The following is a 19,226-nucleotide window of genomic DNA, read 5'->3' as shown; positions in this document are numbered from 1 at the left end:
TGGATTGGGTTTGTCGATTGAACAAATTTTGACAAGCAAAGGCATTCAAATTGGGGAGGGACATGTAAACGTGTTAGAATCCCGCTGGCAGGCATTAGAGGAATTAAAGGGAAATTTGGAAAACGCCAAGATAGACGATGCAGACATTGCGGTGCGGAATATCCCAGGAGGTGATCACGTTGAGTAATTCGTTGATCACGAAATCAGTTGAAGAACTGGCACCACTACTTGAAACAAGGGTGATTTCCTCGGTTGAACTAACTAAAGCTGTATTGGATCATGCGGAGACAAAAAACAAGGAGATTAATGCTTACATTAGTTTTTCGCGAAAAGAAGCGGTAGAAGCTGCTGAAAAGGCGGACAAAGAAATACGGATTGGCCATTATCGTGGGATGTATCATGGAATTCCCATGGCCATTAAAGATAACTTGTACATTAAAAATGATGTTACAACGATAGGTTCGAAAATCCACCAAAACTTTGTCCCGGACTATGATGCGACTGTTGTAAAAAAGTTGAGAGAGGCCGGAGCGGTTTTGACTGGAAAATTGAACATGCATGAATATGCTTGGGGTGCGACCACCAACAACCCACATTTTGGACCAACCAGGAACCCGCGAAATTTACAGCATATTCCTGGAGGTTCAAGTGGTGGATCTGGTGCTGCAGTTGCTGCTGATATGAGCGCTGCTTCGTTAGGCACGGATACAGCCGGTTCCATTCGTATTCCTTCATCAGCTTGTGGTATTGTCGGCTTAAAACCCACATACGGACTGGTCAGTAAGTATGGTTGTTTTCCATTATCTTGGTCACTTGATCATATCGGACCGATGACAAAAACGGTCAAAGATGCTGCGGGATTACTCGAAGTCATCGCCGGTTTTGATAAAAATGATTCGACTGTGTTAAATGTTCCTGTTGAAAATTATACCAAACAACTGACCGGTAATGTGAAAGATCTGGTTATCGGTGTAAATGAGGAATATTTTTTCCATCAGGTAGATGCAGAAATTGAAGCATTGGTTCGAAAAAATATTCAAAGGCTGGTTGATCAAGGGGCAAAAGTCGTCGAGATAAAAATACCCACCCTCCAATACAGTGAATGGGCAGAAATGATAACGGCTTTAACAGAGGCATCGACTGTTCATCATCGAAATCTAATAGAGCGTCCAGATGATTTTGGTGATGATGTCCGGCTGTTATTCGAACTTGGAGAAATACCGTCAGCAGTTGATTATCTTCAGGCACAGCAAGTAAGACGACAATTGAAACAAGATTTCCAAAAGGCTTTTGAAAAAGTCGATGTCCTCATTTTCCCAACGCTACCCATGTTACCGCCAAAAATTGGGGAGGATGATGCAGAAATTAATGGAAGAAGAGTAGACCTCATGGACAATATCGTGCGCTTTACCGGACCAGGGAACCTAACTGGGCTGCCTGCGCTCTCCGTACCATGTGGCTATAAAAGTGAATTACCAGTCGGCCTGCAAATTATGGGACCGGCATTCAAAGAAGGGCTTGTATTAAATGTTGGTTATGCTTTGGAGCAGGGATAGAAGAAAGGGAAATGGATCCGACGCAGCAGAATTTCTCAAAATACTGGTTAAATATATCGAATCACCTTATCTATTGGTCCTTTAACAGGAATGTCGATCCATGTTTACAGCACAATTTGCAGTCCCAACTGTTGGTTGTGCTGTATTTTAATGCTTGGATTTGTGATGGGGGTTGTTGAAAAATGATGTAAAATGAAATAAAAATTCAATTTATATAATATTTTTGTTTGATATTGAAATTTAATTTCACATGTTGTAAAATAATTATGAAAGGGTTTTCAAATGTAATATTTAGCAGTAAAAAATGCTATGAGTAAAGGGGGGGGATTTATTGCTTGGATTTTCCGTTTTTCTTACTGAAGATTGGTCACCGGAAAAGGGAGATTATGTAAAACGCATGGTCGATATCGGGTTTGAAGGAGTTTTTACATCACTGCACATCCCTGAAGATGACGTCTCCAGATACAAGGAGCGCTTGAATTCTCTGTTGGAGATAGTCAAGGCAAGGAAGCTGAAGCTGATGATCGATATTTCAGGTGATGCATTAGAGCAGATTGGACTTTCCTTAAACAATCCCAAGGAAATTTTTGAAAGTGGTATCACGGGTTTGCGAATGGACGACGGCATTCATGTGGAAACAATGGCGAATGTATCGCGCTATCTTACTGTTGGATTAAATGCCAGCACATTAACGGAAGCCGATTACGAACAACTCGTTGCAAACGAAGCGGATTTTAGTAATATCGAGGCTTGGCATAATTATTATCCGAGACCAGATACAGGTTTGGATGAAAACTGGTTTGATGAAAAAAATACCTGGTTAAAGAATAAGCGCTTAAAAATAGCTGCATTTGCTCCTGGGGATGGGAGGTTACGTTTACCGTTATATGAAACATTGCCAACACTAGAAATTCATCGGTGCCAAAATCCATTTTCTTCTTCGTTGTCGCTTATGCAGGACTATATGATAGATGATGTGTATATTGGTGATCCAGGCCTGACAAATAAAACTAGTCAACAATTTGCTGAATATCTTCAACATAAGATCTTGTTAATGCACGCAACGTCTGTTCATCGGAAATGGGATTCATACATTTATAAAGACCACCAAAATCGATTGGATGTTGCGAGAGATGTTATCCGTAGCGCACATTCAAGGGCTGCTCATAAAAATGATACCATTCAGCCTGAAAATACGGTGTTACGCAAAAAAGGGAGCATTACTATCGATAATAATCGATATAAGCGATATAAAGGGGAACTACAAGTTGTAAAACAGGAACTGTCACCTGATGAAAAAGTGAATGTGATAGGACAAATTGTCTATAAAGATTTGCCATTACTTGATTTTATCCAGGGTGGCATGACGTTTAAGATAACCGATAACAAGGAGGCTACATAATGGATTTAGACAAACTGACGACAGAACAACGCAACAACAACACGATGAACCTAGATACGTTATCGACAATGGATGTCTTACGATTAATGAATGAGGAAGATCAAGGTGTGGCGGCAAGTGTAAGAAAAGAATTGCCACAAATTGAAAAGGTTGTGGAAGCGGTTAAAAGGTCATTTAATCAGGGGGGACATTTGATTTATATCGGTGCAGGTACAAGCGGTCGTCTCGGAGTACTTGATGCAGCCGAATGCGTACCAACATTTAGCGCAGATCCATCCATGGTACAAGGGATAATTGCTGGAGGTATGCCCGCTATGACAGTTGCCGTTGAGGGGGCTGAAGATTCGCGAACGTTAGGAGAAAAAGATCTAAAGCATATTCAATTGTCCGATAAAGATACTGTTCTTGGTATAGCCGCCAGTGGCAGAACACCTTATGTTATTGGTGCCTTGGAATACGCTGCAAATGTTGGAGCGACAACAGCGAGCCTTGCTTGTAACAAGGAAGCTGAGATCAGTAAACATGCAGATATCGCGATTGAAGTTCCAGTCGGTCCTGAGGTGTTAACAGGATCCACAAGATTAAAGGCAGGAACGGCACAAAAATTGGTGTTAAATATGATCTCTACCGTTTCCATGATAGGGATAGGAAAGGTTTATCAAAATTTGATGGTTGATATCAAACCGACGAATGATAAATTGGTGGAGCGCTCAAAATCGATTATTATGCAGGCGACAGAATGTAGTTACCAGGTGGCTGAGGAGTTCCTTCATAAGGCAAATAAAAATGTAAAACTGGCGATTGTCATGATTTTAACTAACCTTTCTAAGGATGAAGCAAAACAAAAATTGGAGGAAAATAAGGGGTTTATAAGAAAAATTTCTGAAGACTAAGGGGGAGTGATGAGGATGGCGGAATCAAAGGAACAACGATTAGCGAGAGAGATTTACGAAAAGATAGGCGGCATGGGGAACGTTGAGAAGTTGACTCATTGCATGACCAGGGTCCGGATTACCATTAAGGATGAAGGTCATGTAGATAAAGAGGGTATTCGGGCGATTGATGGTGTCATGGGGATTGTAGAAGATGATGGCGACTTGCAGGTAGTTGTCGGACCCGGGACGGCTGGTAAAGTAGCGAATATAATGCTGGATGATGTTGGAGTGGGACTCGGGGAGCCATTTCCGGCAAACATGTCGACAGGAGATACGGAACAGGGATTATCGGATCGGGAAAGGGTGGAATCCAGAGCAAAAGAAGTGAAAGCAGAGGAGAAAGCAAAACACAAAAACACCGGTTTCAAGCGCGTATTAAAAGCGATTGCCAATATCTTTATTCCATTAATACCTGCCTTTGTTGGTGCTGGTATCGTTGGCGGTATTGCGTCCGTCCTATCCAACATGCTGGAAGCTGGAAATATCGGTGATAACTGGCAAACGATTATTACTACATTAACGGTTATTCAACAAGGTTTATATGGTTATTTGGTTATCTTTGTTGGAATAAACGCTGCCAATGTATTCGGGGCAACGCCTGGTCTTGGTGGGGTTATCGGTGCAGTAACCATGTTGACAGGAATGGATCCCGAAGCCCCGCTTATCAATATTTTTAATGGCGATGCATTAGTCGCTGGACAGGGCGGTATTATTGGGGTTATCTTTGCTGTCTGGATCTTGTCTATGGTGGAAAAAAGAGTGCGCAAGATCATTCCGAATGCAGTTGATATTATCTTTACCCCGACAATTACGCTGTTGATCGTTGGTTTGTTTACGATATATATCGTCATGCCTATCGCTGGTCTGGTATCAAGTGGCTTGGTCGGAGCGATTACATGGGTGCTGAGTGTTGGCGGTGTTTTTGCAGGATTTGTGTTAGGTTTATTCTTCCTGCCGATGGTTATGTTTGGATTACACCAAATTTTAACACCGATTCATATTGAAATGATTAATTCATATAGTTTTACACCACTTTTACCTATCTTGGCAATGGCAGGTGCAGGTCAAGTTGGTGCAGCTTTTGCATTGTGGTTTAAGTGCAGAAAGAACAAAGAAATAACGCGACTTGTTAAAGGGGCTTTGCCGGTCGGAATTCTGGGGATTGGTGAACCATTAATCTATGGTGTTACCCTCCCATTAGGCCGTCCATTCATTACAGCCTGTATCGGCGGTGGTATCGGTGGTGCTGTTATTGCTGGAATTGGCAACATTGGGGCTACGGCGATCGGGCCAAGCGGCGTTTCGCTTATCCCGCTTATTGCCAATGGACACTGGCTGGGGTATATAGCAGGATTGGTAGCAGGTTATATTGGCGGATTCATTGTGACATACTTCTTCGGTGTGCCAAAAGATATTCAAAAAGAAACGAAATAGACGAGGCAGGGAACGGTTTTGGAAGAAAATATTATCCTACAAATAAAATCAAAATTAAATGACCTTTCCAAAGCGGAAAAAAAGATAGGCGAATATATTCTCGAGCATGCGGTAGAAACAGTAAATTACAATACAACTAAACTGGCGCAGAAAGCTGATGTCAGCCCGGCAACAATTGTCCGTTTCTGCCGTTCGATTGGATTATCCGGTTTTTCCCAATTGAAAATTCGTTTATACGCCGATGCTTCTGACGTAGATGAAGACTTATATACTGATATCACACCGAATGAAGAGACGGCACTGATTGCTGAAAAATTGGCTTTGCGGTTTAATCATTCGATTACGCAAACGGCGAACCATTTAAATACGGCAAGCGTTGAAGTTATAGCCAATCTGATTGACCGTTGTACAACGATTTATGTATATGGCATCGGCGCATCACATGTTGTTGCCGAAGACTTTACACAAAAATTTTCCCGAATCGGCAAGATAGTAGTGAATATGCTTGACCACCATTTATTGAGTTCTTCAATCGTTAGTGCTGGTGATCCATGCATGTTTGTGGCGATATCGAATTCAGGGGAAACCAATGAAGTTATCAAGCTGGTACAGATTGCCAAGCAAAAAAAGTTTCGCACAGTTGGTATCACCCAATATGAAAATAGTTCATTGGCGCAACTGGTAGACTATCCGATCGTGCATCACGGTGGAGAAGAAGTGATGTTAAGAAGCGCAGCAACCACCTCATTAGTTTCGCAATTATTTACGATTGACGTTTTGTACTATGGATATATTAATAAAAACCCGAAGAAAATCTTGAATATGTTAAAAGAATCCAAAATAAGTATTCAAACATTTTTTCATAAGGAATAATACTATAAGTGAGTGTTCAAAAACGAGGATGAAAAGGACCGAGCAGTTCAAGGCGGCGTGGCTTTGAGCACCGGAGTGTACATAAAAGGTACATGAGGAGCGGAAAAGCAAGCCAACGAAGAAATGCGAAGTGTCATTTTTCACCGGAGTTTTTGAACAACCTCTATAAGATATTGAAAGGCCCCTTTTTTTACGGGGGCCTTTCAAGCCAATCACGATCGATTTTCCCGCCACCTGCAACCGATCCCACTCATATCGTAAATGCTTTAGATCTCTTAATGAATTCACGCATGGCGTACGAGAGGTATTTATTTTTCTTCCAGATCATGCCTAGTTCCAGATTTACGATGGGTTTGCAAAAAGGAACAGCGGTAATGTTTTCATTGCCGATTTGACTGCAAATTTTACTTGGTAATAACGCAACACCCAATTTGGCTTCCACCATTTCAATCATAAAGTCTTTTTGCGAACTTTCACAAGCAATATTTGGGTAAAAGCCATGTTGCTGGCATGCTGCAATAATACTGTCATGCAGGGAGAAATCTTGTCGATATAAGATAAAGGATTCATGTTTGATAATTGGAAAATCAATGACTTCCTTCCTTGCCAAAGGGTTGTCCCTGTGCACGATCAGCATTAATGGATCATTTACCAGTTTAATGATTTCCAGGTTTTCTGCCTGAACGGGTACATTGCAAATGAGGCCAATATCAAGCGTGCCTTCTTCTACCCCTTGTTTAATTTTGTTGCTGCCAACTTCAGTTAAGTGCATTTCTATGGATGGATAGCTTTCCTTATATTCGCTGATCAACCTGGAAAAAAATGCAGCACCGATAATTGGTGGGATGCCAATTTTAATTTCCCCTTTTTTTAGATCCATCACATCATTTAATTCCGACGTTAAATTATCAAATGCTTCCAGTACATGTTTGGCATTCGCTAAAAATGCCTCACCCGCATCAGTTAACTCCAGCTGTTTGGCGCCTCGATATAATAGAGTAGCACCAATTTCGGATTCTAAAATCTTAATCGTTTTGCTTAAGGATGGCTGGGAGATATGCAGATTCGCGGCTGCTTTCGTAAAACTTGATTGTCTGGCCACCTCTGAAAAATACGTTATTTGTCTGATATCCAGAATGCCCACCTCCCATATTTCAAAATGTTATGTACAATTATTATACGATAAGGTATAGCTAAAAGGAATAATGGTCATGCAAAATATGTATTTTTATTTCTGACATCAAACTATTAGAATAATAGATAAATGGGGGAATGGGAGGAAAAGGGAATGACAAATTCGACCACCGCAGATTATGTAACAGTAGGTAATCTACAAGTCGCTAAAGAACTTTATGATTTTGTTAATCTGGAAGCGCTCCCTGATACAGGGCTTGACCGTGAAAGGTTTTGGCAGGACTTAGGTAAGCTTGTCCGTGAACTAACGCCAAAAAACGAGGCATTGTTGGCAGAGCGTGACAAATTGCAAAAGCAAATAGATAAATGGCATCAAGAAAATCCGACGTTGGACGTGGATGCATACAAAGCTTTCTTACAAGAAATTGGTTATCTGGAGCCTGAAGCGGATGATTTTGCCGTTCAGCCGGAGAACATTGATGATGTGATTACCAAGCAAGCGGGCCCGCAATTGGTTGTACCAATGGATAATGCGCGTTATGCACTTAATGCCGCCAATGCTCGCTGGGGTTCTCTTTATGATGCATTGTATGGAACAGATGTTATCAGTGAAGAAAATGGCGCGGAAAAAGCAGGATCGTACAATCCCGTTCGTGGTGAAAAAGTGATTGCATTTGCAAAGCATTTTTTGGATGAACATGCACCACTTTCGTCATCATCACATGCAGAAGCAACAAACTATGCGGTTAAAAACGGAAAATTAGCAATCACTTTGGCAAATGGTGCAACAACACAATTGAAAAACCCTTCTTTATTTGCAGGCTACCAAGGGACACCGGAAAAACCAAGCGCAATCTTGCTAAAACACCATGCTTTACATGTGGAAATTCAAATCGATCACAACCATCCTATTGGAAAAATGGATCAAGCTGGCGTGAAAGATGTTTATTTAGAATCAGCAACTTCAAGCATTATGGACTGTGAAGATTCGGTGGCAGCTGTGGATGCAGCGGATAAAACGCACATTTATCGTAATTGGCTTGGTCTGAACAAAGGAGACCTGACATCGGTATTTACCAAAGATGGTAAAGAAGTAACCCGGACCTTAAACGCTGATCGCACGTATACAGAACCCACCGGCAAAGGGCAAATCACGTTATCAGGCCGTGTGCTCATGCTTGTTCGTAATGTTGGTCATTTAACAACGAACAATGCAGTGCTTGATGAAAATGGGAATGAGGTCTATGAAGGAATCATGGATGCTGTGTTTACCAGCTTGATTGCGAAACATGATCTTTTAGGGAATGGTCAATATCAAAATTCCCCCAAAAAATCAATCTATATTGTCAAACCGAAAATGCATGGCTCCAAAGAAGCTGCTTTTGCCAATGAATTGTTTAACCGGGTGGAAGATATGCTCAACATGGAACGCCATACCCTCAAAATTGGTCTTATGGATGAAGAGGCTCGTACAAGTCTGAATCTGAAAAATTGTATTCATGAGGTGAAAAATCGAATTTGTTTTATCAATACGGGGTTTCTGGACCGGACTGGTGATACGATTCATACATCCATGGAAGCAGGTCCAATGATACGCAAAGGTGACATGAAATCTTCTGTTTGGTTAAATGGTTATGAAAAGAATAACGTACGTGTTGGTTTGGCCGCCGGATTAAAAGGAAAAGCACAAATTGGCAAGGGAATGTGGGCGATGCCGGATAGGATGGCCGCGATGCTGGAACAAAAAATCGGCCACGTGCAAGCAGGCGGGAATACAGCCTGGGTCCCATCCCCAACAGCAGGAACCTTGCATGCAATTCATTACCATCAGGTGGATGTAGCAAACGTTCAAGAAGCACTTGTTCAAGATAGAACTGATTATCGGGATGACATCTTGTGCATTCCTGTCGCCCAAAATACTAATTGGTCCGATGCAGAAATTCAGGAAGAACTGGATAATAGTGCACAAACACTGCTCGGTTATGTGGTTCGCTGGGTCGAGCAGGGAGTTGGTTGTTCCAAAGTCCCCGATATTAATAATATAGGGATGATGGAAGATCGGGCAACATTACGTATTTCCAGCCAATTGTTGGCCAACTGGCTGTATCATGGTATTTCCACGGCAGAGCAAACATTAACTACACTAAAGCGAATGGCGAAAGTAGTAGATGAACAAAATGCTGACGACCCACAATATCGCCCAATGGCACCCAATTTTGATCAGTCGGTGGCATTTCAGGCAGCTTGTGATTTAGTATTTAAAGGAAAAGAGCAGCCGAATGGTTATACAGAGCCAATTCTTCATGCCCGGCGTTTGGAAGCAAAGGAAAAATATAATAATTAGTTAGATGGCAGGAGAGTGGACGAAAGGATATGTGTTCATTCTCCTTTTTTCTTACCTTTACTCTCTTCTCTATCAATAATTCAGATTTTTATAAATAATATATTGACTTAATAATAGTCGAATGATTTAATATAAATATAGTAAACACTGGGTATTAATCTGATTTTTATAACACAAGAAGAAACGCAATATATAAAAATTAGTAAATCTGTTAGGGAGGCACAGCAGCATGATTTCTTCCATGTTAGGGGAAGTGTTACCAAAGAAACAGATGAAACATTGTGAGGAAGAGGGGCATCCGCTTGGTAATAGAGGGAAGCAAGTAATGGAAGCCCTTTCTGAAGAGGATATTGTCAAGGTTCTTGCCTTTGCAAACAAACAGGAGCAAACGGTTCATATTGTTTCTGGCGGGACCAAACGTGGTTATGGCGGACAGCTTGAACAAGCGGATATTTTGTTATCGCTCGCAAACTATAAAGGGATTGTGGAACATTCCGTTGGTGATCTAACGCTAACCGTTAAACCTGGAACAACATTAAAAGAGATTTCCGATGTGTTGGCAACAAGCGGACAACGGATAGCGCTTGATACACCATGGCCGGAGCGGGCAACGATTGGCGGTATTATTGCAGCGAATGACAGTGGTGCGAAACGGCTGCTTTATGGGTCAGCACGCGATTTAGTGATCGGAACGAGAATCGTTTATCCGGATGGGCGGGTGATCCGGACGGGCGGTAAAGTGGTGAAAAATGTTGCTGGTTATGACATGAATAAGCTGTTCATTGGCTCAATGGGTACGCTTGGTGTGATTAGTGAAATCACGATTAAATTGCGACCATTGCCCAAGTATGAGGGCTTAACATTATTGCATTTTCCGGCAAACAACATGCAAGCAATCCGGGATTTTGCGGTACATATCCTTGACTCCATGATGGAGCCGGTCTCACTTGAGGTGTTAACACCCGGTCTTGCTGAAAAGCTGACAGGCAAACATCAATATACACTGGCGATTGCTTTTGAAGATCGGGAAAACGCCGTCGTCCACCAAGAAAAATGGGTGAAGGAAAATTTGCCGGCGGGTGTTGAACATACCATTCTAAATGAAGATGAGGCGAGAAAGTGGTGGGGGAAATTTCGCCACATTGGTCCAAATGGCTACAATGATCAGGTAAACGAAGCACAAACCCAAGCAGCACTAAAAATCGGCAGCAAAAATCTGGATGTACTTGTGAACCTGGAAGCTGCCGACAAATTTGCTACAAACTATAACGTTACAGTTGCAGGTCATGGCGGTTTGGGACATGGAATTTCACGTGTGTATATTGAAGGCTTTCCGGAAGATATTGCATCTTATATTCAAGCACTAAGAAAACAAGCTGAAGCACGTTTTGGGTACGTCGTATGTACACATTTGCCGTTTAGATTGCGACAAGTTGTAAATGTTTGGGGTGAAAAACCTGCCTATTTTCCACTGCTGGCAGGGATTAAGCGAACGAATGATCCAAAACATATCCTCAATCGCAATCGGTTTGTAGGAGGGATATAAATGAGTGTGGGAGAAAATCGATTAAAACAATTACTGACTGGTGAAGATGTTCCATGCCAAACCAAACGTTTAGGGAATTTTGTTTGGGATGATTTGCCTGATGAAGATAAATGGGCTGATTGCGTTCACTGTGGTTTGTGTCTGGAGGCATGTCCGACCTATCAGGAGACTGGGGAAGAACATAATTCACCACGTGGGCGCGTACATTTAATCAAATCAGTTGCAGAAGGAAAAATGAGTATTAATGAAGCATTTTCGGAGTCGATCTTTAACTGCCTGGACTGTCGAGCCTGTGAAACAGCATGTCCCGCAAATGTTCAGGTGGGTGGCTTGATTGAAGAGGCTCGTGGACAGATTCGTCAGTCGGATCCATTAACAGGTATCAGTGGGCTGGTGAATAAAACCTTTTTACAGGGGATTTTTCCACATCAGAATCGCTTAAATACAGTCGGTAATCTCATGAAATTTTATCAAACAAGCGGCCTACAGCGGGTGGCTAGAAAAACAGGTCTGCTGAATGTGATGCCGAAACACTTGAAGGAGATGGAAACGATCCTGCCAGAAGTGGAAAAACCTGTTCTGGGCAGATACCCGGAAGTGATCCCGGCTGAAGGGGAGACAAAGGGACGGGTGGCCATTTTAACTGGATGTATCATGGATGTTATGTTCAGTGATGTCAATGAGGCTACTATTCGCGTGCTGACCCATAATGGTTATGAGGTTGGTTTGCCGAAAAACCAGGGATGCTGCGGTGCACTGCACATTCATGCCGGTGACCGCAAAACAGGTAAAGAACTGGCAAAAGAAAATATCGAGGCATTTAAGGACTACGATAAGATTCTTGTCAATGCTGCAGGATGTGGCTGTGCACTGCAGGAATATGATGAATTATTTCGTAATGATTCGGAAATGCTGCCATTAGCGAAGGAGTTTTCAGAAAAGATCGAGGATGTCTCGAAATTTTTATATGATCATGATTTTAAGCGGCCAAAAACGGAAATCAACAAAAAAATCACTTATCATGATGCATGCCATTTAGCACATGGGCAAGGAGTACGCTTTGAACCAAGACAATTGTTGAAAGAAATCCCCGGTATTGAAATGATTGATTTGCCAGATGCGGATCGTTGTTGTGGCAGCGCGGGTATCTATAACCTGACCCATCCAGAAATGGCAGGAAAACTGCTTGATCGTAAAATCGATGATATTCCAGATCATGTGGAAATCATCTCGATGGGGAATCCTGGTTGTATGCTGCAAATTGCCTTGGGCGTGGAAAAGCATGGCCGCAGTGAACAAGTCGTGCATACGGTACAACTGCTGGATTGGGCCTATACGAAAGAAAAAGAAGAAGTGGGAAATCAGCCTGTTCAATCAGGTTAAAATCTGGATGGGCAGAGAAACCAGCTATGATCAGGAAAGGAAGTGATATTCATGCTCGGAATAAAGCTGAAGCGACCAAAGCCGGATCGGGTGGAACGGCAATTAATGTGGATTGTTGGCGACCGTGAAGTGCTTTATTTACGGGAAGATATTATTGCCTATGAATGTGACGGCTATACGATGGCAAAAGGGATGCCAAAAGCAGTCGTGTTTGTCCATAATGCCAAACAGGTCTCTAACATTGTAAAACTATTAAACAAGGAAAAGATCCCATATATTGCTCGTGGAGCTGGAACAGGTTTAAGCGGTGGTGCAACTCCATTTGGCGGGGAAGTCATTATTAGTTTGGTACGTATGAAAAAGTTGCTCGAAGTTGACTTTGCCAATCGAACTGCCGTGGTGGAACCAGGTTATGTCAACTTAAAGCTAACCCAGTCGATCTCTGATAAAGGCTATTATTATGCACCAGATCCATCCAGTCAGTATGCTTGTACGATTGGTGGCAACGTTGCCGAAAATGCCGGCGGTGCCCACTGTTTGAAATATGGTGTGACGACCAACCATATTTTAGGACTTGAAGTCGTGCTTCCAAATGGTGATATCGTGGAATTTGGTAAATCAGGCGTGCCAGACCAGCCGGGGTATGATTTGCTTGGCCTTTTAACCGGTTCAGAAGGCACACTTGGAATTGTTACCAAAATCACTGTAAAAGTACTTAAAAATCCTGAAGGCAAACAGACAGTGCTCGCCTATTATGATGACATAAAGGACGCCAGCCAGACTGTTTCCGATATTATATCAGCAGGGATTATTCCAGCTGCATTGGAAATGATGGATACAATTGCAGTTGAAGGGGTGGAAGCGGCTGCCTACCCGGTTGGACATCCGAAAGATATCGCGGCATTTCTACTAATTGAAGTGGATGGAGTCGCTGCTGGTATTGAAAGTCAAATTGAAGAAATACTGACTGTTTGCAAACAAAACCATGTCCGTGAAGTCAAAGTGGCCAAAGACGAGGCAGAGCGCAGTCTTTGGTGGGCGAATCGAAAAACAGGATTTGGGGCGATGGGGGCAATTTCACCGGATTATCTTGTACAAGATGGGGTGATTCCACGTACACGTTTACCGGAAGTACTCGAACAAATTGCCGCTATAAGTAAAAAATATGATTTGCGCATTGCAAATATTTTTCATGCCGGAGATGGAAATTTACATCCGCTCATTTTATATGATGGCAGTGACCCGGAACAAATGAAGCGGGCATCAAAGGCAGGGTCGGAATGCCTGAAAGTTTGTGCTGATGTAGGTGGATCGATTACCGGTGAACATGGTGTCGGTATTGAAAAAGCAGCGGAAATGCGCTTTATTTTCAATGAGGAAGAAATGGCTGCACAAACGGATATTCGTGCTGTGTTTAATCCAGATGATCGATTGAATCCAGGTAAACTATTTCCAACGCCGAGTCAGTGTGTCGAAGTGAAACAGGAATGGAAACTGGCGGATTAATCTTTCATTGTGAAGGGGTCTTCCCTTCCTATACAACAAAATTATTGAATATTCAGATCCTAATGAATTGTTGGTGGTGCAAAAAGATAGAATCTTTTTGCACCGTAAATAGCAGGAATTAGCGGTAAGGTTATCGCTTTAGAATAAAGATGAATAGGGAGGGAATTTAACATGGGTGAGGGAGTATTAACAGTGCTGGCGTTACTTCCAATCATTGTTGTTGCTTTATTCCTGGTTGGTTTCAAATGGCCAGCAAGTAAGGCCATGCCGCTTTCGTACATTACGGTCGTACTATTAGCATTGTTTGTTTGGAACGTCTCTTTTCCACAAGTCGCAGCTGCTTCGGTTAACGGTCTGATTGTCGCTATCACGCTATTGTTCATTATTTTTGGTGCCATTTTACTATTAAACACGTTACAAGAAAGTGGCGGACTGCATACCATTCGTCGTGGTTTTACCGATATTACACCAGACCGGCGGATTCAGGTCATTATTGTTGCCTGGCTGTTTGGTTCATTTATTGAAGGCTCAGCAGGGTTTGGCACACCAGCAGCAGTTGCTGTACCATTATTAGTAGGACTAGGTTTTCCTCCGATGGCAGCAGTCGTTTCAGGATTGGTGATTCAAAGTACACCTGTATCGTTTGGTGCGGTCGGAACGCCTATGGTATTGGGAGTAGGATCGGGGATAGAAACACTCACACAAATTCCGGATGTTCCGGCATTTATAGTTGATTTGGCTGGGAAAGTTGCTGTGCTCCATACGATAGCAGGGATGTTAATTCCACTGTTTTTAGTAGGAATATTAACCCGCTATTTCGGGAAAAACAAGTCATTTAGTGAAGGGTTGAAGGTATGGAAGTTCGCTATATTTGCAGCATTGGCGATGACCGTACCATATATCATTGTCGCGAATACGCTGGGTCCTGAATTCCCATCCATGATTGGCGGCCTCATTGGTTTATTAATTGTTATTCCAGCTGCCAAGAAAGGTTTTCTAATGCCCAAGGACGATGATGCTTGGGATTTTGAGCCAAAAGATCGCTGGGATCCGACATGGACTGGGCGGCTGGAAATCAAACAAAGCGATATTTATGCAGGAAAGATTAGCATGCTACGTGCATGGTCCCCATACGTATTGATTGCATTGATGCTGCTGCTTTCCCGAATGACTGTCGTGGGAGATTGGCTAAAAGCAGCAACTATTGAGGTTCCAAATATTTTTGGGACAGACATCACGTCCAGCTGGGAAATCCTCTTTTCTCCAGGTTTTATTTTTATTGTTGCATCTGTTTATGTGTACTACGCTCATGGCATGAAAATAAAAGAATATGCACAGGCTTGGAAGGATTCCGGGAAAACAATGCTTGCCGCAGGTTCCGCGCTTGTTTTTACCGTTCCAATGGTACAAGTATTCCTTAATTCGGATGGTGGAGCGGCTGGTTACGCTGAAATGCCAATCGTCCTTGCAGACGGTGTCGCAAATCTGGCGCAAACGGCATATCCATTTTTTGCAACATTTATCGGTGGGCTAGGTGCATTTGTCGCTGGAAGTAACACGATCAGTAATATGATGTTTTCCTTGTTCCAATACGGCGTTGGTGAACGAATCGGCGGAGATCCAACCTGGATGGTCGCACTGCAGGCAGTAGGTGGAGCGGCCGGTAACATGGTCTGTGTGCATAATGTTGTCGCAGCCGCAGCCGTTGTTGGTTTAGTCGGAAAAGAAGGGCATGTCATTCGCAAGACCCTACTGCCATTTGTCTATTACTCCCTATTAATTGGTTCGATCGGCTATTCGATCATGTGGACATCCGAAAAAGGCATATTTAACATCGGATCGATCATTGCTGTCATTATTTGGGCAATTGCTATCTACTTCATTGCCACGAATAAAAAACGACTAAATGCGCTAGAACAAAACATTGCTTCGTAGCGTAAAATAGGAATGAAATATGAAAAAAGTTTGTTCATCCATTCATACTTACAAAATATATAAAATTCATTGACAAATCCTCCACACATGGTATGATACAAGCAAAGGTAAAATTTAATAAAAAACCGCTAGGGGTGCCTTCCAAAAAGGCTGAGATTAAAGTGTGACTTTAAGACCCTTGGAACCTGAACTGATTAATATCAGCGTAGGGAAGTGATGTGGAACAATAGATGTTCAAGGAATGTAACATAGGCTGGTAAAATTTCTTCATTTCTTGTATTTGTCCATAGTTGTTCAAAATAATGAACAATCTCAGGTGTTCTCAAATAATTATCCAACCACTTTCTCGATGCGCTGTCATCTTGAAAGTGGTTTTTTGTTTTGCTGAAAGGATAGGTGTTCATGGAATACAACAAAACATGGAAAAGGAAAAAGGATATAAACGCCACTAAGGAATTACATGTCGTCTCAACGGGTCAACAAACCGCTGAAACACTTGTACAAATAGTGGCAATGATTCATAAAGGTGTTAACAAGATTCATTTACGGGAGAAAAGTTGGACAGCTGCCGAACTAGTCCGGGTAATTGAAGCTTTAACGGATCGCGGTGTGCCGCTCGAAAAAATTATTGTTAATGACCGTGTTGACATTGCGCATATCTTAGGAGCAAATGGTGTTCAGCTTGCCCATCATAGTATCGATGCTTCATTGGTCATGCAGGCTTTTTCATCATTAAAAATCGGTTGTTCGATACATTCGCTTGACGAAGCAATCAAGGCAGAAAAGAAAGGGGTTGATTATCTTCTATATGGACATATTCATTGCACGAGATCAAAAGAGGGAATGACACCGAGAGGACTAAATAACTTGCGAAAACTCACGCAGCAAGTAACCATTCCCGTTATTGCCATCGGAGGAATCACACCTGAAAATACACATGACACGTTGGCAGCCGGGGCGAATGGAATTGCCGTTATGTCAGGCGTTTTCCAAGCAGATGATCCAGTGCGCGCAGTCATGAATTATCGTAAAGCAATGCATACGCAGGAGGTGATCCTATGAAGTTACGAGTAAATGGTGAACGGATTACCATTCCGTCTTCGGTAGCAACCATCACTGAGTTACTCGCATATATCCAAGTGAAGAATCCTGTCACTATTGTCGAACATAATGAAAATATTTTGGAAAAACATGACTATGACAGTGCAAAATTATCGGATGGAGACAAAATAGAATTAGTTCAATTTGTAGGAGGCGGTTGACTTGCTAACAATTGGAAATAAGCAATTTAATTCAAGATTATTATTGGGTACAGGAAAATATCCGAATTTTGATATTCAAAAAGCAGCGATTGAAGCATCGGAAGCAGAAATCTTAACGTTTACCGTTCGCCGGATGAATATTTATGAGCCAAACCAGCCCAATTTCCTGGAAAAACTGGACGTAGAGAAATTTAGTCTTTTACCGAATACGGCTGGTGCAAAGTCAGCGAAAGAAGCCGTACGACATGCCAAGTTGGCAAGAGCATCGGGACTATGTGACATGATCAAAGTGGAGGTCATTGGTTGTGATAAAACATTGCTGCCAGATCCGCTGGAAACATTAAAGGCAACGGAAGAATTGCTAAAAGAAGGATTTATTGTTTTACCGTATACTTCCGATGATGTGGTACTAGCCAAAAGGTTGGAGGAGCTTGGCACACATGCGATTATGCCTGGGGCGTCACCAATTGGCTCGGGGCAGGGAATTATCAACCCGGTTAATTTGCGTTTTATCATTGAGCAAACAGAAGTTCCTGTGATTGTTGATGCCGGAATCGGCTCCCCGGCCGATGCAGCTTATGCAATGGAACTTGGTGCAGACGCTGTTTTATTAAATACGGCGGTTTCAGCGTCTAAAGATCCGGTCAAAATGGCAAAAGCGATGAAGCAAGCAGTGGAAGCTGGTCGCTTAGGATATGAAGCTGGGCGTATCCCGAAAAAACGGACCGCCACAGCAAGCAGTCCAATGGAGGGAATAAGTATTGGCTAAAAAATCAATACCTACTCAAAAACATGATCAAAATACGAACGAAAAGGGACAGGTGAAGGGATGAATGATCGTTATTCCAGACAGACGTTGTTTAAGTATATTGGTGAAGAGGGCCAACAAAAAATGGCGGGAAAACAGGTACTTATCATAGGTGCGGGTGCGCTTGGCACAGGAAATGCAGAATCGCTGGTTCGTGCGGGTGTAGGAAAAGTAACCATTGTCGACCGTGATTATGTAGAATGGAGCAATTTACAGCGGCAACAGCTTTATGTGGAATTGGATGCAAAAAACCGGATACCTAAAGCTGTTGCTGCAAAAAAACGGCTGCAGCAAATCAATTCCGAGGTAGACATTGAATCACATATTTTAGATATCACACCACCGGAAATGGAGCAACTGATCAAAGGAGTCGATTTAATTATTGATGCGACGGATAATTTTGATATTCGCATGATCATCAATGATATCTCGCAAAAATATCAAATTCCATGGATTTACGGGTCGTGCGTGGGTAGCTACGGCATAAGTTTTACAATTGTGCCAAAGGAAACACCATGCCTCCATTGTCTTATGGAAGATGTCCCGATTGGTGGTTTAACCTGTGAAACGGCAGGAATCATCAGCCCTACTGTTGGAATGGTCGTTGTACAACAAACCATTGAAGCTTTCAAAATACTTACGGAGAATTGGGATGCACTTAGAAGAAAGCTAATCTCCTTTGATCTATGGAGTAATCATCATTCATCAATTGATATATCAACGGTGAAAAAAGCAACCTGTTCGTCTTGTGGAGAAAATCCAACATATCCTTTTCTTTCCTATGAAAATCAAACAAAAACAGCAGTGCTTTGTGGAAGGGATACGGTTCAAATTAGACCCGCCAAAAGGCAAAATCGCAATCTGCATGCGATTGCTAAAGTGCTTGCCGGAAAGGGTGGAAAAGTGGAACAAAATCCCTTTCTACTTTCATATACGATTGACGACCAACGTCTTGTCTTGTTCCGAGATGGCCGTACATTGGTACATGGAACGAATGATAAAATAAAGGCAAAAACACTTTATTATCGTTATTTTGGATAGAGGGAATGGTCACTTTATAGCTTGTGTAGTATAGAAATTCAAATTCATAAAAACAAGAGGGATGCTT

The 19,226-nt window shown here is 42.3% G+C and carries 16 protein-coding genes and 1 riboswitch; of the genes, 15 read left to right on the top strand and 1 reads right to left on the bottom strand.

Annotated elements, in window-relative coordinates:
• Positions 1-4 precede the first annotated feature (4 nt).
• From ABRT01_RS01630 to ABRT01_RS01605, 6 genes are all read left to right on the top strand, one after another.
• Positions 5-187, top strand: coding sequence for a hypothetical protein (locus ABRT01_RS01630; protein WP_367746154.1), 183 nt, complete (start codon positions 5-7; stop codon positions 185-187).
• The gene (locus ABRT01_RS01625) at positions 138-1,556 is read left to right on the top strand and encodes an amidase (RefSeq protein WP_439649433.1); all 1,419 of its coding nucleotides are present in this window, start codon (positions 138-140) and stop codon (positions 1,554-1,556) included. Before ABRT01_RS01630 ends, ABRT01_RS01625 begins: the two co-directional genes overlap by 50 nt.
• A 331-nt stretch (positions 1,557-1,887) precedes the next feature.
• Positions 1,888-2,958: a DUF871 domain-containing protein gene (locus ABRT01_RS01620; RefSeq protein ID WP_367746153.1), complete on the top strand. Its 1,071-nt coding sequence runs from the start codon at positions 1,888-1,890 to the stop codon at positions 2,956-2,958.
• Positions 2,958-3,851: an N-acetylmuramic acid 6-phosphate etherase gene (gene murQ, locus ABRT01_RS01615; protein WP_269411560.1), complete on the top strand. Its 894-nt coding sequence runs from the start codon at positions 2,958-2,960 to the stop codon at positions 3,849-3,851. The genes ABRT01_RS01620 and murQ overlap by 1 nt, the downstream gene beginning before the upstream one ends.
• 15 nt (positions 3,852-3,866) lie before the next feature.
• On the top strand, positions 3,867-5,327 hold the full coding sequence (locus tag ABRT01_RS01610) for a PTS transporter subunit EIIC (RefSeq protein WP_269411561.1): 1,461 nt from the start codon (positions 3,867-3,869) through the stop codon (positions 5,325-5,327).
• Positions 5,328-5,345: 18 nt separating this feature from the next.
• Positions 5,346-6,200 (top strand): MurR/RpiR family transcriptional regulator, encoded by an 855-nt coding sequence (locus ABRT01_RS01605; protein ID WP_367746150.1) that lies wholly within the window; start codon positions 5,346-5,348, stop codon positions 6,198-6,200.
• A 250-nt stretch (positions 6,201-6,450) separates the two neighbouring features.
• Here ABRT01_RS01605 and ABRT01_RS01600 read toward each other — a convergent pair whose 3' ends face one another.
• Entirely contained in the window at positions 6,451-7,335 is an 885-nt protein-coding gene (locus ABRT01_RS01600; protein ID WP_269412473.1) for a LysR family transcriptional regulator, read from the bottom strand.
• Between the two features lie 153 nt (positions 7,336-7,488).
• Here ABRT01_RS01600 and ABRT01_RS01595 point away from each other — a divergent pair, with 153 nt between their 5' ends.
• From ABRT01_RS01595 to ABRT01_RS01555, 9 genes are all read left to right on the top strand, one after another.
• Positions 7,489-9,678: a malate synthase G gene (locus tag ABRT01_RS01595; protein WP_269411563.1), complete on the top strand. Its 2,190-nt coding sequence runs from the start codon at positions 7,489-7,491 to the stop codon at positions 9,676-9,678.
• 229 nt (positions 9,679-9,907) lie between these two features.
• A complete protein-coding gene (locus ABRT01_RS01590) occupies positions 9,908-11,224 on the top strand; it encodes an FAD-binding oxidoreductase (RefSeq protein WP_269411564.1) in 1,317 nt (438 codons plus the stop codon).
• On the top strand, positions 11,225-12,607 hold the full coding sequence (locus ABRT01_RS01585) for a (Fe-S)-binding protein (protein ID WP_269411565.1): 1,383 nt from the start codon (positions 11,225-11,227) through the stop codon (positions 12,605-12,607).
• A gap of 105 nt (positions 12,608-12,712) precedes the next feature.
• Positions 12,713-14,113 (top strand): FAD-linked oxidase C-terminal domain-containing protein, encoded by a 1,401-nt coding sequence (locus ABRT01_RS01580; RefSeq protein WP_367746169.1) that lies wholly within the window; start codon positions 12,713-12,715, stop codon positions 14,111-14,113.
• A gap of 171 nt (positions 14,114-14,284) precedes the next feature.
• Complete coding sequence (locus tag ABRT01_RS01575; protein ID WP_269411566.1) at positions 14,285-16,048, top strand: L-lactate permease; 1,764 nt, start codon at positions 14,285-14,287, stop codon at positions 16,046-16,048.
• Between the two features lie 120 nt (positions 16,049-16,168).
• A riboswitch (TPP riboswitch) is annotated at positions 16,169-16,277 on the top strand.
• Between the two features lie 173 nt (positions 16,278-16,450).
• Positions 16,451-17,110, top strand: a complete 660-nt coding sequence (gene tenI / locus ABRT01_RS01570) for a thiazole tautomerase TenI (RefSeq protein WP_269411567.1) — start codon at positions 16,451-16,453, stop codon at positions 17,108-17,110.
• Positions 17,107-17,310, top strand: coding sequence for a sulfur carrier protein ThiS (thiS, locus tag ABRT01_RS01565; RefSeq protein WP_269411568.1), 204 nt, complete (start codon positions 17,107-17,109; stop codon positions 17,308-17,310). The genes tenI and thiS overlap by 4 nt, the downstream gene beginning before the upstream one ends.
• 1 nt (position 17,311) lies before the next feature.
• Positions 17,312-18,079, top strand: coding sequence for a thiazole synthase (locus ABRT01_RS01560; protein ID WP_269411569.1), 768 nt, complete (start codon positions 17,312-17,314; stop codon positions 18,077-18,079).
• 60 nt (positions 18,080-18,139) lie between these two features.
• Positions 18,140-19,159 carry a thiazole biosynthesis adenylyltransferase ThiF gene (locus tag ABRT01_RS01555; RefSeq protein ID WP_269411570.1) on the top strand — a complete coding sequence of 340 codons (1,020 nt, stop codon included), beginning with the start codon at positions 18,140-18,142 and terminating at the stop codon, positions 19,157-19,159.
• Positions 19,160-19,226 lie beyond the last annotated feature (67 nt).

Origin of the sequence: Lentibacillus sp. L22, from assembly GCF_040812445.1 — a bacterium.
GTDB lineage: Bacteria > Bacillota > Bacilli > Bacillales > Amphibacillaceae > Lentibacillus_C > Lentibacillus_C daqui.
Note: the sequence above shows the minus strand (reverse complement) of the source record. Positions and strands in the feature narration are given on the sequence as shown.

Coding starts and splice junctions, on each gene's coding strand:
- ABRT01_RS01625 (WP_439649433.1), top strand. CDS start 138: ATGCAGACATTGCGGTGCGGAATATCCCAGGAGGTGATCACGTTGAGT.
- murQ (WP_269411560.1), top strand. CDS start 2,958: ATGGATTTAGACAAACTGACGACAGAACAACGCAACAACAACACGATG.
- ABRT01_RS01610 (WP_269411561.1), top strand. CDS start 3,867: ATGGCGGAATCAAAGGAACAACGATTAGCGAGAGAGATTTACGAAAAG.
- ABRT01_RS01595 (WP_269411563.1), top strand. CDS start 7,489: ATGACAAATTCGACCACCGCAGATTATGTAACAGTAGGTAATCTACAA.
- ABRT01_RS01590 (WP_269411564.1), top strand. CDS start 9,908: ATGATTTCTTCCATGTTAGGGGAAGTGTTACCAAAGAAACAGATGAAA.
- ABRT01_RS01585 (WP_269411565.1), top strand. CDS start 11,225: ATGAGTGTGGGAGAAAATCGATTAAAACAATTACTGACTGGTGAAGAT.
- ABRT01_RS01580 (WP_367746169.1), top strand. CDS start 12,713: ATGTGGATTGTTGGCGACCGTGAAGTGCTTTATTTACGGGAAGATATT.
- ABRT01_RS01575 (WP_269411566.1), top strand. CDS start 14,285: ATGGGTGAGGGAGTATTAACAGTGCTGGCGTTACTTCCAATCATTGTT.
- tenI (WP_269411567.1), top strand. CDS start 16,451: ATGGAATACAACAAAACATGGAAAAGGAAAAAGGATATAAACGCCACT.
- thiS (WP_269411568.1), top strand. CDS start 17,107: ATGAAGTTACGAGTAAATGGTGAACGGATTACCATTCCGTCTTCGGTA.
- ABRT01_RS01555 (WP_269411570.1), top strand. CDS start 18,140: ATGAATGATCGTTATTCCAGACAGACGTTGTTTAAGTATATTGGTGAA.